Annotated in this window: 16 protein-coding genes; 13 read left to right on the top strand and 3 right to left on the bottom strand. The window is 66.8% G+C overall.

The genetic code is table 11. From position 1 onward, the window contains the following. The first annotated feature begins 20 nt into the window (after positions 1-20). Together ACGLHS_RS01670 and ACGLHS_RS01665 are read left to right on the top strand one after the other, a co-directional pair. On the top strand, positions 21-1,313 hold the full coding sequence (locus ACGLHS_RS01670; RefSeq protein WP_093236905.1) for a YeaH/YhbH family protein: 1,293 nt from the start codon (positions 21-23) through the stop codon (positions 1,311-1,313). After that, on the top strand, positions 1,310-2,848 hold the full coding sequence (locus ACGLHS_RS01665) for a SpoVR family protein (protein ID WP_093236904.1): 1,539 nt from the start codon (positions 1,310-1,312) through the stop codon (positions 2,846-2,848). The genes ACGLHS_RS01670 and ACGLHS_RS01665 overlap by 4 nt, the downstream gene beginning before the upstream one ends. Positions 2,849-2,867: 19 nt before the next feature. Here the strand turns inward: ACGLHS_RS01665 and aroQ are convergent, their stop codons facing one another. Both aroQ and ACGLHS_RS01655 read right to left on the bottom strand, forming a co-directional pair. Then, a complete protein-coding gene (gene aroQ / locus ACGLHS_RS01660; RefSeq protein WP_394476281.1) occupies positions 2,868-3,308 on the bottom strand; it encodes a type II 3-dehydroquinate dehydratase in 441 nt (146 codons plus the stop codon). A 40-nt stretch (positions 3,309-3,348) separates the two neighbouring features. Beyond that, positions 3,349-4,320: a LysR family transcriptional regulator gene (locus ACGLHS_RS01655; protein WP_394476279.1), complete on the bottom strand. Its 972-nt coding sequence runs from the start codon at positions 4,318-4,320 to the stop codon at positions 3,349-3,351. 158 nt (positions 4,321-4,478) lie between these two features. Here ACGLHS_RS01655 and ACGLHS_RS01650 point away from each other — a divergent pair, with 158 nt between their 5' ends. Genes ACGLHS_RS01650 through ACGLHS_RS01605 form a run of 10 tightly spaced genes read left to right on the top strand, consistent with a single transcriptional unit; the run spans position 4,479 to position 11,633 of the window. After that, a complete protein-coding gene (locus tag ACGLHS_RS01650; protein WP_394476276.1) occupies positions 4,479-5,156 on the top strand; it encodes a Rieske 2Fe-2S domain-containing protein in 678 nt (225 codons plus the stop codon). 11 nt (positions 5,157-5,167) lie between these two features. After that, positions 5,168-6,010, top strand: a complete 843-nt coding sequence (locus ACGLHS_RS01645; RefSeq protein WP_394476273.1) for an aromatic ring-hydroxylating dioxygenase subunit alpha — start codon at positions 5,168-5,170, stop codon at positions 6,008-6,010. Further along, on the top strand, positions 6,007-6,657 hold the full coding sequence (locus ACGLHS_RS01640) for a glutathione S-transferase family protein (protein WP_394476271.1): 651 nt from the start codon (positions 6,007-6,009) through the stop codon (positions 6,655-6,657). The genes ACGLHS_RS01645 and ACGLHS_RS01640 overlap by 4 nt, the downstream gene beginning before the upstream one ends. Positions 6,658-6,709: 52 nt before the next feature. Continuing rightward, a complete protein-coding gene (locus ACGLHS_RS01635; RefSeq protein ID WP_187108800.1) occupies positions 6,710-7,816 on the top strand; it encodes an S-(hydroxymethyl)glutathione dehydrogenase/class III alcohol dehydrogenase in 1,107 nt (368 codons plus the stop codon). Positions 7,817-7,838: 22 nt separating this feature from the next. Beyond that, positions 7,839-8,759, top strand: a complete 921-nt coding sequence (locus ACGLHS_RS01630; protein WP_394476268.1) for an alpha/beta fold hydrolase — start codon at positions 7,839-7,841, stop codon at positions 8,757-8,759. Beyond that, the gene (fghA, locus tag ACGLHS_RS01625) at positions 8,756-9,634 is read left to right on the top strand and encodes an S-formylglutathione hydrolase (RefSeq protein ID WP_394476266.1); all 879 of its coding nucleotides are present in this window, start codon (positions 8,756-8,758) and stop codon (positions 9,632-9,634) included. The genes ACGLHS_RS01630 and fghA overlap by 4 nt, the downstream gene beginning before the upstream one ends. Before the next feature lie 36 nt (positions 9,635-9,670). Next, positions 9,671-10,165 carry a GNAT family N-acetyltransferase gene (locus ACGLHS_RS01620; RefSeq protein ID WP_394476264.1) on the top strand — a complete coding sequence of 165 codons (495 nt, stop codon included), beginning with the start codon at positions 9,671-9,673 and terminating at the stop codon, positions 10,163-10,165. A 25-nt stretch (positions 10,166-10,190) separates the two neighbouring features. Continuing rightward, entirely contained in the window at positions 10,191-10,580 is a 390-nt protein-coding gene (locus tag ACGLHS_RS01615) for a VOC family protein (protein ID WP_394476261.1), read from the top strand. A 22-nt stretch (positions 10,581-10,602) separates the two neighbouring features. Beyond that, a complete protein-coding gene (locus ACGLHS_RS01610) occupies positions 10,603-11,025 on the top strand; it encodes a TfoX/Sxy family protein (RefSeq protein WP_394476259.1) in 423 nt (140 codons plus the stop codon). Then, positions 11,022-11,633, top strand: coding sequence for a 3'-5' exonuclease (locus ACGLHS_RS01605; RefSeq protein WP_394476257.1), 612 nt, complete (start codon positions 11,022-11,024; stop codon positions 11,631-11,633). The genes ACGLHS_RS01610 and ACGLHS_RS01605 overlap by 4 nt, the downstream gene beginning before the upstream one ends. Positions 11,634-11,643: 10 nt before the next feature. On the opposite strand, the gene ACGLHS_RS01600 is transcribed toward ACGLHS_RS01605, so the two are convergent. After that, entirely contained in the window at positions 11,644-12,372 is a 729-nt protein-coding gene (locus ACGLHS_RS01600; RefSeq protein ID WP_394476255.1) for an alpha/beta fold hydrolase, read from the bottom strand. Between the two features lie 138 nt (positions 12,373-12,510). On the opposite strand from ACGLHS_RS01600, the gene ACGLHS_RS01595 reads away from it, so the two are divergent. Further along, positions 12,511-12,834 (top strand): helix-turn-helix transcriptional regulator, encoded by a 324-nt coding sequence (locus tag ACGLHS_RS01595; RefSeq protein WP_093236891.1) that lies wholly within the window; start codon positions 12,511-12,513, stop codon positions 12,832-12,834. Positions 12,835-12,840 lie beyond the last annotated feature (6 nt).

Here is a 12,840-nt window from a genome sequence, read left to right as displayed (position 1 = left end):
CAAGGAGCTTTGAAACCATCGTGGCCATCCTGCAGCAGATCATCGACCGCCGGCTATCGGGCAAGAACAAGTCCATTGGCAACCGCGAGCGCTTCCTTCGGCGCTACAAGGGGCAGATCCAGGAAGCGGTGAGGCGCGCCGTCAGCGGCCGCAACATCCGCGAACTGGAGCAAGGCGAAGACGTGACCCTGCCGCGCCACGATGTGTCCGAACCGGTGTTCGGCCACGCCCGTGGCGGTGACCGCGAGTACGTGCACCCAGGCAACCAGGAGTACCTGAAGGGCGACCGCATCAAGCGACCCGAAGGCGGCGCGGGCGGCGGTTCCGGCAGCGGCGAGGCCAGCGACAGCGGCGAAGGCGAGGACGACTTCGTCTTTCACCTCACGCGCGAAGAATTCATGCGCGTGTTTTTCGACGACCTCGCGCTGCCGCACCTCATCCGCACGCAGATCGCCGACGTGCCCGAGTGGAAGAGCCACCGCGCCGGCTTCACGAGCGACGGCTCGCCCAACAACCTGCACGTGGTGCGCTCGATGCGCGGGGCGCTGGCACGGCGCATCGCGCTTGGCGGCGAACCGCGCAAGGAACTCAAGCGCCTCGAAGCGCAGCTCGAGCGCCTCCAGCAGCATCCGCAGGTGACATCGGCGCTGGTCCAGAAAGAAATCCACGAGGTCGAGGAGCGCATCGCCGAGCTGCGCCGCACCATGCGGCACGTGCCCTACATCGACCCCATCGACCTGCGTTACCGCAACCGCGTGAAGACACCGGTGCCCAGTGCCAAGGCCGTGATGTTCTGCCTGATGGACGTGTCGGGTTCGATGGACGAGGCGCGCAAGGACATGGCCAAGCGCTTCTTCATGCTGCTGTACATGTTCCTCACGCGGCACTACGAAAAAATCGACCTCGTGTTCCTGCGCCATCACACGCAGGCACAGGAAGTGACCGAAGAAGAGTTCTTCCATGCCACCGAAACCGGCGGCACGGTGGTGTCGAGCGCGCTGGTGCTGATGGACGAGATCATCAAGGCGCGCTACCCCAGCGGCGAATGGAACGTCTACGGCGCGCAGGCCAGCGACGGCGACAACTGGCACCAGGACAGCGGCCGCTGCCGCGAGCTGCTGGTCGACAACATCCTGCCGGTGGTGCGCTACTACGCGTACGTGCAGGTGGCCGAGACCGAGCAGAACCTGTGGCAGGAGTACCAGCAGCTCGAAGGCGTGCAGCCCAACTTCGCCATGCGCAAGGTGTCCGACGCGCAAGACATCTACCCGGTCTTCCGTGACCTGTTCAAGAAGGAAGGGGTCAACTCATGAACACCGACCGCCCTCCGCCCGACCGTGTCCTGGAGCGCCTGCCCAGCCCCTCCGACTGGACCTTCGAGCTGATCGAGACCTACCACACCGAGATCGCCAAGACCGCCAAGGGCTACGGCCTGGACGTGTACCCCAACCAGCTCGAAGTGATCACGGCCGAGCAGATGATGGACGCCTACGCCAGCGTGGGCATGCCCATGATCTACAGACACTGGTCGTACGGCAAGCAGTTCATCGCGACCGAGAAGAACTACAAGCGCGGCCACATGGGCCTGGCGTACGAGATCGTCATCAACTCCGACCCGTGCATCGCCTACCTGATGGAAGAAAACACCATGGCCATGCAGGCCCTGGTGATCGCCCACGCGGCCTACGGCCACAACAGCTTCTTCAAGGGCAACTACCTGTTCCGGATGTGGACCGATGCGTCGTCCATCATCGACTACCTCGTCTATGCGCGGCACTACATCGCCGAGTGCGAAGAGCGCCACGGCCTCGATGCAGTCGAAGAATTGCTCGACTCCTGCCACGCGCTGATGAACTACGGCGTCGACCGCTATCGCCGTCCGCAGAAGCGCTCGCTGGCGCAGGAAAGCGCACAGCGCGCGGACCGCGAGCGCCACATGCAGCAGCAGGTCAACGACCTTTGGCGCACGTTGCCGCGACGCGCCGAGCAGGCCGCCGAGTCCGAAGCCGGGCGGCGCTTTCCGCCGGAGCCCCAGGAGAACCTGCTCTACTTCATCGAGAAGAACGCCGCGCTGCTCGAACCCTGGCAACGCGAGGTGGTGCGCATCGTGCGCAAGATCGCGCAGTACTTCTATCCGCAGCGCCAGACGCAGGTCATGAACGAAGGCTGGGCCACCTTCTGGCACTACACGCTGCTCAACACCATGTACGACCGCGGCCAGCTCGCCGACGGCTTCATGATGGAGTGGCTCAGCTCGCACACGGGCGTGATCTTCCAGCCGCCGGTGGGGCACCGCGCCTACAGCGGCATCAATCCGTATGCGCTGGGCTTCGCGATGTACACCGATCTGCGGCGCGTCTGCGAGAAGCCGACCGAGGAAGACCGCCGCTGGTTCCCCGACTTCGCAGGCAGCGACTGGCTCAAGACGCTTGACTACGCCATGCGCAACTTCAAGGACGAGAGCTTCATCGGCCAGTTCCTGAGCCCGAAGACGATGCGCGACTTCCGCCTGTTCTCGATCCGCGACTACCAGAGCGAATCCGAGCTCGAGGTGTCGGCCATTCACGACGACAGCGGCTACCACGCCTTGCGCGAGTCGCTGTCACGCCAGTACGACATCAGCAGCCGCGAGCCCGACATCCAGGTGTGGAACGTGGCCACGCGCGGCGACCGCTCGCTGACGCTGCGTCATACGCAACGCAACAACCTGCCGTTGCACGACGGTGCGGAAGAAGTGCTGAAGCACGTCGCAAGGCTCTGGGGCTTCGACGTGCACCTCGAGAGCATCGACAGCGCCGGGCGCATCAGCCGCAGCTGGAAAGCCGCGGCGCCCAGGCAGCAGAACTAGCGGCGGCGGGCGCCGCCGCTCAAGGCACCAGCGCTGCGATGGCCAGCGTGTAGCCCTTCGCGCCCAGCCCCACGATGATCCCGCGCGCGGCGGGCGAGATGTAGGAGTGATGGCGAAACTCTTCGCGCGCATGCACGTTCGAGATGTGCAGCTCGATCACCGGCACGCTCGCGCCCTTGATCGCATCGTGCAGCGCGATCGAGGTGTGGGTGTAGGCACCGGGGTTCATCACCACGCCCAGCATGTTGCCGGCGGCCACTTCGCGGCCGGCTTCCTGGATCCAGTCGATCAGCACGCCTTCGTGGTTCGACTGGCGGCATTCGATCTCGACACCGTGCTTCGCACCCGTTTCCTTGCACAGGCGCTCGACGTCGGCCAGCGTGTCGCGACCGTATTGCTCGGGCTCGCGCGTGCCGAGCAGGTTGAGGTTGGGGCCGTTGAGGACGAGTATTTTCTTCATGATGAGTAAGGCCATGAGGGCAGCAGTCGGACGGCGCCAATTATGGTCTTGTGCCGGCCCTGCGGCGCTTGGCTGCCGACGATCCGACGTAGTAGTTGTACGAGTCGATGTCCACCACGCAGCGCGCCATCAGGTCGACGAAATCGCGCAGCTTCTGGCCCATGTAGCGCTGCCGCTGGTAGGCGCAGTAAATGCGGCGCGGCTCGGGCTGCCACTGCGGCAGCACCGGCACCAGCACGCCCTGCTCCACCTCGGGCCGCACGAAGAAGGCCGGCAGCAGCGCAATGCCCAGGCCGTCGATGCAGAAGGTCTTCATGACCCAGTGGTCGTTGGTCTCGAAGGCGGGCTCCGGGCGAAAGGCATGGCTGCCCGAGGCCCCCGACACCAGCAGCACCTGCGACTGCCCTGAAGGCGCCTTCATCACGATCGACTGGTGCCGTGACAGTTCATCGGGCGCCTGCGGCGTGCCGTGGCGCGCCAGGTACTGCGGGCTCGCATAGAGCCCGTAGTTCAGCTTGCCCAGCAGCTTGGCCACGAGGTTCGGCGCATCGGGCGGCTCCGAGCACACATAGCAATCGACGTCGCCGACCTGCGGCGCATGGAAGCCGTTCGCCACGTCGAGTTGGCAGCGCACGTTCGGATGCGACTCCAGGAACAGCTTGACCACGTGGCAGACGAAGGAGGTGCTGAACTGCGTGTCGGACAGCAGCGAGAGGCTGCCCGACACGCCGGTGGTCAGCTCGTGGATCTCGGTGCTGGCGGCTTCGAGCCGGCCCGTCACCTCGTCGAGCAGCCCTTCGCTGCGCGCAAAGAAAGCGCGGCCGGCCTCGGTGAGCGTGATGCGGCGCGGGCTGCGCATCAGCAGTTGCGCGCCCAGCAGTTTTTCGAGCCGCGTGAGCTGCCGGCTCAAGGTGGCCTTCGACACGCCCGAGAGGCTTTCGGCCTTGGTGAGGCTGCCGCTCCTTGCGACCAGCACGAAGGCCTCGACCAGTGCGAGATCGATGCGGCTCATGCGGGCACGGGCCGGCGTTGCAGGAATGAAAAGTTGCGTCTCTTCATATGGCTTTCTTCGATGCGGCAGACGCGGTACGGTAGACGGCACGGCCGGGGTGGCGCCAATGCTATGCCATCACCGGCACCGAGCCCCACGCCCCTGCCGCCCCACGCACCATGAACACAAGCAACACCGCCCCCTGGCATCCCGTGGCACGGTCGGCCGACCTGCGCCCCGGCGCCAACATCGTCGCCGGCTTTGCCGAAGGCCAGGAGTTCGCCCTCTGGCGTTCGACCGACGGCACCGCGCAAGCATGGGAGAACCGCTGCCCGCACCGCAGCGTGCGCTTCACGCTCGGCCAGGTGATCGAGAACCGGCTGGCCTGCGCTTACCACGGCTGGCAGTACGCGGCCGGCAGCGGGCAATGTACGAGCATCCCGGCGCACCCGGCCATGCAGGCGCCGCGCAACGTCTGCGCGAAGACATTCAACGTAGCCGAGGCGGCGGGAATGCTCTGGGTTCACCTGTCGCCCGAGCCCCTCGTTGCGCCCGCAGAACTGGCCAACGCCGTCCCCGCCGGCTGGCGCTTCTGCCGAACATTGACCGTGCGCGCACCCGCCGGCACGGTGCGCGAAATGCTGGCCCGGCGCGGCCTGTTCGCCGATGGGGCATCTGACGCATGGCGCGGCCAGCTCGATGAGGCCAACACTGTCGCTCTCGTCCTCGACGCCCAGCCCCACCTCGCCTTCGTGCATTTCTGGAGCGATGCGGACCCCGCCTCGAATGCAATGGCGGTCCTGCACACCGCCGTCCGCCGCCTGCGCAGCGAGATCGAAGCCTTTCCCAAAGGTTGAAAGAAGAAGCCATGCCCTTCGTCACCGACGACCCCAACATCCGCAACGACTGGCTGGTCGTCGGACCCGCCACGGCCGAGCCACGCACCACCCGCCTGCTCGGCGAAACGGCGCGGCTCTGGATCGACGCCGACGGCACGCCCCAATGCCGCTTGGGTGATCAGCCGCTCTTGGTGCATTCCCGCTACGGCTACCTCTGGGTCTGCCCCAGCGGCCAGCCCGCGCGCCCGCTGTTCGACTTCCCCGAATACAGCGAGCCCGGCCGCCGCACCATCGACTGCGGCGGCATCGGCGTTGCGGTGTCTGGCCTGCGGGTGATCGAGAACTTCCTGGACATGGCGCACTTCCCCTTCGTGCACGCCGACTATCTCGGCAAGGTGCCGCACACCGAGGTGGCGCAATACCGGGTGCAGGTCGAACCGGCCACCGGCGAGATCTGGGCCACCGACTGCCGCTTCTGGCAACCGCGCGCCTCGGCCGCGCACGATTCGGGCAGCGAGGTGCTCTACAAGTACCGCGTGATGCAGCCCTTCTCGGCCATGCTCTACAAGTCGAGCTTTCGCGCCGGCGAACTCGATGCCATCGGCCTCTTCCTGCAGCCCATCGACGACGAGCATGTGATCGCCCACACGGTCCTCGCCTGCTACGACGACGACTCCACCGATGCCGAGCTCATCGCCTTCCAGCACACGATCTTCGGCCAGGACAAGCCGATCCTGGAGAACCACGCCTTCAAGCGCATGCCGCTCGAAGGCCGCGCCGAAACGCCCACGCGCGGCGACACCTCGTCCGTGACCTACCGCCGCTGGCTGCGCGAGCGCGGCATGCGCTTCGGCGTGAGGGCCGCCGCATGACCAAGATGCTGAAGCTCTACGACTACCCGCTCTCGGGCAACTGCTTCAAGGTGCGGCAGATGCTGGCGTGGCTCGGCGTCGCCCATGAAACCGTGCCGGTCGATTTCTACCCCGGACGCGAGCACAAGTCGGCCGCCTTCCTCGCGAACGTCAACCCGCTCGGCCAGCTCCCGGTGATCGACGACGGCGGCTTCCTGCTGCGCGATGCACAGGCCATCCTGGTCTACCTGGCGAGCCACCACGACGCGCAGGGCCACTGGTATCCCGACGACCCGAAGCTGCGCGGCCAGATCGCGATGTGGCTCGCCACCGCCGACGACATCACGCGCACCGCCTCGGCCGCACGGCTGCACGACGCGCTCGGCTACCACCATCTCGACATCGACGCCTGCCGCGCCGGCGCGCGCGCCGTGTTCCGCGTGCTCGACGACCACCTCGCCGAACAGGCCAGCATGGGCCTGCACTGGCTGGCCTCGGCGCCCGAGCCGACCATTGCCGACCTGGCCTGCTTTCCGTACGTCGCGCTGGCCGGCGAAGGCGGCATTTCGCTGGACGAGTTTCCGGCCCTTCGAAACTGGGTCTGGGATTTCCGACACCTGCCCGGGTTCATTGGCATGTCGGGTATCTTCCCTGCCGGCCCCGCCTGAGTATCCTTGGGCCTTCGCGCCTTTTCCCCTCCCTCTTTTCCCCGAACCCGCCATGAAAACCAAAGCCGCCGTCGCCTGGAAATCCGGAGCCCCGCTCACCATCGAAACCGTCGACCTCGACGGCCCCCGTTTCGGCGAAGTGCTGGTCGAGATCAAGGCCACCGGCATCTGCCACACCGACTACTACACGCTCTCGGGCGCCGACCCCGAAGGCATCTTCCCCGCGATCCTCGGCCATGAAGGCGCAGGCATCGTGGTCGACGTCGGCCCCGGCGTCACCACGCTCAAGAAGGGCGACCACGTCATTCCGCTGTACACGCCCGAGTGCCGCCAGTGCAAGTTCTGCCTCTCGCGCAAGACCAACCTGTGCCAGCTGATCCGCGGCACGCAGGGCAAGGGCCAGATGCCCGACGGCACCAGCCGCTTCAGCCTCGACGGCCAGCCGATCGCCCACTACATGGGCACCAGCACTTTCAGCAACTACACCGTCGCGCCGGAAATCTCGCTCGCCAAGATCCGTGAAGACGCGCCCTTCGACAAGGTCTGCTACATCGGCTGCGGCGTCACCACCGGCATCGGCGCGGTGATCTTCACGGCCAAGGTCGAAGCCGGCGCCAACGTGGTGGTGTTCGGCCTCGGCGGCATCGGCTTGAACGTGATCCAGGGCGCCAAGATGGTGGGCGCCGACAAGATCATCGGCGTCGACCTGAACCCCGAGCGCGAGGCCATGGCCCGCAAGTTCGGCATGACGCACTTCATCAACCCCAAGGACACCGAGAACGTCGTCGATGCCATCGTGCAGCTGACCGACGGCGGTGCCGACTACAGCTTCGAGTGCATCGGCAACACCAAGGTGATGCGCCAGGCGCTCGAATGCACGCACAAGGGCTGGGGCCGCAGCATCATCATCGGCGTGGCCGAGGCGGGTGCAGAAATCAGCACGCGGCCGTTCCAGCTGGTCACCGGCCGCAAATGGGAAGGCTCGGCTTTCGGCGGCGCGCGCGGCCGCACCGACGTGCCGAAGATCGTCGACTGGTACATGGAAGGCAAGATCAACATCGACGACCTGATCACGCACACCATGCCGCTGGAAGACATCAACAAGGGCTTCGACCTGATGAAGCGCGGCGAGTCGATCCGCGGCGTGGTTCTCTACTGAAGTCGACGGGAGGCGCCCCGCCATGAACCGCATGGAACCCTTGCGCAAGGTCGAGGCGGGCGTCCTCGACATCGCGTACTTCGAGACCGGGCCCGCCGACGGCCCGCCCGTGCTGCTGATGCACGGCTTTCCGTACGACATCCACACCTACGCCGAAGTGGCGCCGATGCTCGCGGCGCAAGGCTGCCGCGTGATCGTGCCGTACCTGCGCGGCTATGGCGCCACGCGCTTCCTGAGCGACACCACGCCGCGTTCGGGCGAACAGGCCGCACTGGGTGCCGACCTGCTCGCGCTGCTCGATGCGCTGGCCATTCCGCGCGCGGTGCTGGCCGGCTACGACTGGGGCGGGCGCGCCGCCTGCGTGGTGGCGGCGCTGTGGCCCGAGCGCTGCGCGGGGCTGGTGTCCTTCAACAGCTACAACATCCAGAACATCGCCAAGGCGATGGAGCCGGACGCACCGGCCAACGAACACAGCCTCTGGTACCAGTACTACTTTCACAGCGAACGCGGCCGCGCCGGGCTCGCGAAAGACCGCAAGGCGTTCACGAATCTGCTGTGGAAGCTGTGGTCGCCCACATGGAAGTTCGACGACGCCACCTTCGAGCGCAGCGCCGCCGCGTTCGACCACCCTGATTTCGTGGACGTGGTGATCCAGTCGTACCGCCATCGCTTCGGCCTCGTGTCCGGCGATCCGGCGTATGCGGACATCGAGCGCCGCCTCGCGGCCCAGCCCGCGATCACCGTGCCCACCATCACCTTCGACGGCATCGACGACGGCGTGCGCCCGCCGGCCGAGGCCTCGGCCCACGCGCACCGCTTCAGCGGCCCCCGCTCGCACCGCCTCGTACCGGGCGTGGGCCACAACATGCCCCAGGAAGCGCCACGCACCTTCGCCGACGCCGTGCTCGAACTGGTGCCCGCACTGCACAACTCCCCCCGATGACCGACACCACCCTCAAGACCCTTTCCGAGCACCACGCCTTCGGTGGCGTGCAGAGCTTTCACGAGCACCGCTCGCACGAGATCGGGTTGCCGATGCGCTTCTCGGTCTACCTGCCGCCGCAGGCCGCGCTTGAGCGCGTGCCCGCCCTGCTCTACCTTGCGGGCCTGACCTGCAACGAGGAAACCTTCGCGACCAAGGCCGGCGCCCAGCGCATGGCCGCGAGCCTGGGCCTCGCGCTGATCGCGCCCGACACCAGCCCGCGCGGCGCCGAGCCCGAAAGCCTGCCGGGTGCGAAAGACGACTGGGACTTCGGCATCGGCGCCGGCTTCTACCTCGACGCGACCGCCGAACCCTGGTCCACCCACTGGCGCATGGAAAGCTGGATCGTCCACGAGCTGCTGCCGCTGGTGGCGCAGCACTTCGCCATCGACGGCCAGCGCCTGGGCATCTTCGGCCACTCGATGGGCGGCCACGGCGCGCTCACGCTCGCCATGCGGCACCCGGGGCGCTTCAAGTCGCTGTCGGCCTTCGCGCCGATCTGCGCGCCCACGCAATGCCCGTGGGGCAAGAAGGCGTTCAGCGGCTACCTGGGCGCGCCCGGTGACGACCGCGCCCAGTGGCTGGCGCACGACGCCAGCGCGCTGATGCAGTCGCAGACCGTCGCGCCCTATCCCCACGGCATCCTGATCGACCAGGGCCTGGTCGACAAATTCCTGGCCGAGCAACTGCACCCCGAAGCGTTCGAGGCCGCCTGCTTCGCGGCCGGCCAGCCGCTCACGCTGCGCCGCCACGCGGGCTACGACCACGGCTACTACTTCATCCAGAGCTTCATGGCCGACCACATCGCGCATCACGCGCAAACGCTGCACGGCTGATCGACCTTGGCGGGCACGCGCCGTATCATGGAACGCATGTCCGCCGCTCAAATTCCTGCCTTCCATTTGCGGTCGCGCGATGGCTCCGCCGAAGAGAGCATGGTGCTGGCCGGTATCTGGCGCCGCGCGTGGATTTCCGCCAACCGGGGCGCCGTTTCCATCGAGCCGATCGCGCACTGGCTGCACCGCGTGCAAACCGAATTCGTGCCGCCCGCCGAAGTCGTGCTGGCAGAGCGCGACGGGCAGGTGCTGGCCTTCATGGTGCTGCTGGAGCGGCGCGAGTACGTGGCCCAGCTCTTTGTCGAGCCGCACCTGCGCAACCAGGGACTGGGCAAGGCGCTGCTCGACGAAGCCTGCGTGCGCATTCCCACCGGCTGGCGGCTGCACGTGGCCACCACCAACACCTCGGCCCAGCGCTTCTACGAACGCTATGGCCTCGAACGCGGCACGGTCGACCGGCACCCGACCAGCGGCCGCGAACGCATTGCCTACCATTGGTCGCCTTCGCGCCCGCCGTGGCGCGTGGGTTGAACGGCTCCCCGATTTTTTCTTCTCCATGCGCATCGACCACATCGCACTCTGGACCACCGACCTCGAACGCTGCAAGCGCTTCTACATCGACTACTTCGGCGCCACGGCCGGCGCGGGCTATGTCAATCCGGCGAAGGGTTTTGCCTCGTGCTTCCTGAGCCTGGGCGACGGCGCGCGCATCGAGGCCATGACCACCAGCACGCTCTCGCCCGTGGCGGTCGAAGCCGGCGCGCAGCGCATGGGCTGGACGCACCTGGCCATCAGCGTGGGCTCCGATGCCGCGGTCGACGAACTCACCCAGCGCCTGAAGAGCGACGGCTACCCGCTGCTCGATGGCCCGCGCCGCACCGGCGACGGCTACTACGAGAGCGTGGTGCTCGACCCCGACGGCAACCGCATCGAGATCACCGCATGAACAGCAACACAAGGCCCGCACCATGAGCGCCTTCGTCCAGAGCCTGCATGAAATCTTCGAGCGCCTCGGCCGCATCGAAACGCGCCGCATGTTCGGCGGCCACGGCGTGTGGCACGAGGGCCGCATGATCGCGCTGGTGGCCCGCGACACGCTCTACCTGAAGGCCGATGCCGAAAGCGGCCCGCACTTCGACAGGCTGAACCTGCCACCCTTCACCTACGAGCGGCAGGGCAAGGCGATGCCGATGTCGTACCGGCAGGCGCCGGCCGACCTGTTCGAAGACCGCGAAGAAGCCGCCCTGTGGGGCCGCCGTGCCTACGAAGCCGCGCTGCGCTCGGGCCAGCCACCGAAGAACAAGACACCGGCCGCCAAGAAGAAGGCCGCCAGCAAAACACCCGCAAAGAAAGCCGCAGTGAAGAAGACCAGGAAAGCAGTTCCCCGGTGAGCAACAACAACCCCGCGTTGCCCCCTTTGCCCGAGCGCGAACAGATCGCGCTGCTCGACCCCTTCGAAGGCCTTGGCCTGAAGAACATCGTCGTCGTTGCCACGCTGCAAGACGCCGAACGCGCTGCCGACACGCTGCTGGCCGCGCGCGTGGCCGGCTTCGACACCGAGTCCAAGCCCACCTTCGCCAAGAACGAAGTCTCCGGCGGCCCGCACGTGGTGCAGTTCTCCACGCGCGACACGGCCTGGCTGTTCCAGCTGCATCGCACCGAATGCAACCCGGTGGTGGCCGCGCTGATCGCATCGACCGAACTGCGCAAGGTGGGCTTCGGCCTGTCGGGCGACCTCACGCTGATCCGCAACAAGCTGCAGATCGAGCCGCAGGCGGTGTTCGACATCGACACCGAGTTCCGCCATCGCGGCTATCGCAAGTCGGTGGGCGTGAAGGCGGCGGTGGCGCTGGTGTTCAACCGCCGCTTCGTCAAGTCGCGCAAGGCGACGACCTCGAACTGGGCCCACAAGCAGCTCACGGAAGCGCAGATCCGCTATGCGGCGAACGACGCCTACGCAGCGATCCGCGTGTTCGACGCGCTGTTTCCCGGCGCCTGAAACCGAGGGCTCAGTCCCGACCCGCTTCGACGATGGCTTGCGCCAGCCGCCGTGGGTTCGAGAAAAACATCTCGTGGCTGCCGGGGCATTCCACGAGCCTGAACAAACCCAGCCGTTCCGACAGGCGCGGGTGCCACGGCAGGCTGTGCGGCAGCGCGATGTCCTGCTGGCAGTTGATGTACGACTTGCCCAGCGCCAGTTCGGCCAGCGGCTTCTGCAGCCTGATCTTGTCGGTGAAGGTGCGGTAGGGATGCGGGTTCAGCTTCTCGTAGGCGGCCTGCGCGAGCGCGAGGTCGGCATCGTTGATGAAGGCCTCGCGCCAGACCTCGAAGGGCAGCATCACCGCGTTGCCATTCGCTGAGGCGATGGCGTCGAACATCGTCAGGTAGTGCGGCGGCACCATGTCGTTGAGCGATTCGCCATCGAGCGGCACGAAGGCATTGATGTAGATCAGCCTGCGCAGCCGGTGCGCGATTCGGTCGGCCACGCCCGAGATCACCATGCCGCCGTAGCTGTGGCCCGCCAGGCGGACCTGCGTCAAGTTTTTCTCTTCGATGTAGCGCACGGCCGAGTCGATGGCGTCGCCGAGGCCGGTGTGCGCGCGGTCGTCGCCGGCGCCATTGCCCGCGAGCGTGGGGCAGTGCACGGTGTGCCCCGCTTCGCGCAGGCCGTCGGCCACGGCTTCGATCTCGGCGCCGGTGTGCCAGGCGCCATGGACGAGAACATAGGTGTCGGACATGGTTGTCTCCTTCGTGGTGGGTGAAGGAGCACGACTGTAGAAAAACCAATGCGGTGCCGATGGCCGCGGCCTGCCAGCCCGATGGCCGTTTCGTGCCCGGCCTTTGCCTTCATTCAATAATTCAACGATACTTGAAATATGGAAGAAAACGATGTCGTTCGATCTTTGGCTGCCCTCGCACAGCCAATCCGCCTGCGGGTGTTTCGCGCGCTGGTGGTGGCCGGGCCCGAAGGCCTGACGCCGGGCGCGCTGACCGAGGCGCTCGACGTGCCGGCCACGGGCCTGTCCTTCCACCTCAAGGAGCTGACGAACTCGGGGCTGATCTCGCAGGAGCGGCAGGGCCGCAACCTCGTCTACCGGGCGGCCTTCGAGCGCATGAACGCCCTGCTCGGCTACCTCACGGAAAACTGCTGCCAGGGCGAGCCCTGCCTTGCCGATGGCGCAGCGGGCTGCGGCTGCTGACGACCC

The sequence above is a fragment of the Variovorax sp. VaC1 genome (assembly GCF_043658315.1).
In the GTDB taxonomy this organism is placed as follows: Bacteria; Pseudomonadota; Gammaproteobacteria; order Burkholderiales; family Burkholderiaceae_C; genus Variovorax.
This window is presented reverse-complemented; position numbering and strand designations above follow the sequence as displayed.

Coding starts and splice junctions, on each gene's coding strand:
- ACGLHS_RS01665 (WP_093236904.1), top strand. CDS start 1,310: ATGAACACCGACCGCCCTCCGCCCGACCGTGTCCTGGAGCGCCTGCCC.
- aroQ (WP_394476281.1), bottom strand. CDS start 3,308: ATGAAGAAAATACTCGTCCTCAACGGCCCCAACCTCAACCTGCTCGGC.
- ACGLHS_RS01655 (WP_394476279.1), bottom strand. CDS start 4,320: ATGAGCCGCATCGATCTCGCACTGGTCGAGGCCTTCGTGCTGGTCGCA.
- ACGLHS_RS01650 (WP_394476276.1), top strand. CDS start 4,479: ATGAACACAAGCAACACCGCCCCCTGGCATCCCGTGGCACGGTCGGCC.
- ACGLHS_RS01645 (WP_394476273.1), top strand. CDS start 5,168: ATGCCCTTCGTCACCGACGACCCCAACATCCGCAACGACTGGCTGGTC.
- ACGLHS_RS01640 (WP_394476271.1), top strand. CDS start 6,007: ATGACCAAGATGCTGAAGCTCTACGACTACCCGCTCTCGGGCAACTGC.
- ACGLHS_RS01635 (WP_187108800.1), top strand. CDS start 6,710: ATGAAAACCAAAGCCGCCGTCGCCTGGAAATCCGGAGCCCCGCTCACC.
- ACGLHS_RS01630 (WP_394476268.1), top strand. CDS start 7,839: ATGAACCGCATGGAACCCTTGCGCAAGGTCGAGGCGGGCGTCCTCGAC.
- fghA (WP_394476266.1), top strand. CDS start 8,756: ATGACCGACACCACCCTCAAGACCCTTTCCGAGCACCACGCCTTCGGT.
- ACGLHS_RS01620 (WP_394476264.1), top strand. CDS start 9,671: ATGTCCGCCGCTCAAATTCCTGCCTTCCATTTGCGGTCGCGCGATGGC.
- ACGLHS_RS01615 (WP_394476261.1), top strand. CDS start 10,191: ATGCGCATCGACCACATCGCACTCTGGACCACCGACCTCGAACGCTGC.
- ACGLHS_RS01610 (WP_394476259.1), top strand. CDS start 10,603: ATGAGCGCCTTCGTCCAGAGCCTGCATGAAATCTTCGAGCGCCTCGGC.
- ACGLHS_RS01600 (WP_394476255.1), bottom strand. CDS start 12,372: ATGTCCGACACCTATGTTCTCGTCCATGGCGCCTGGCACACCGGCGCC.
- ACGLHS_RS01595 (WP_093236891.1), top strand. CDS start 12,511: ATGGAAGAAAACGATGTCGTTCGATCTTTGGCTGCCCTCGCACAGCCA.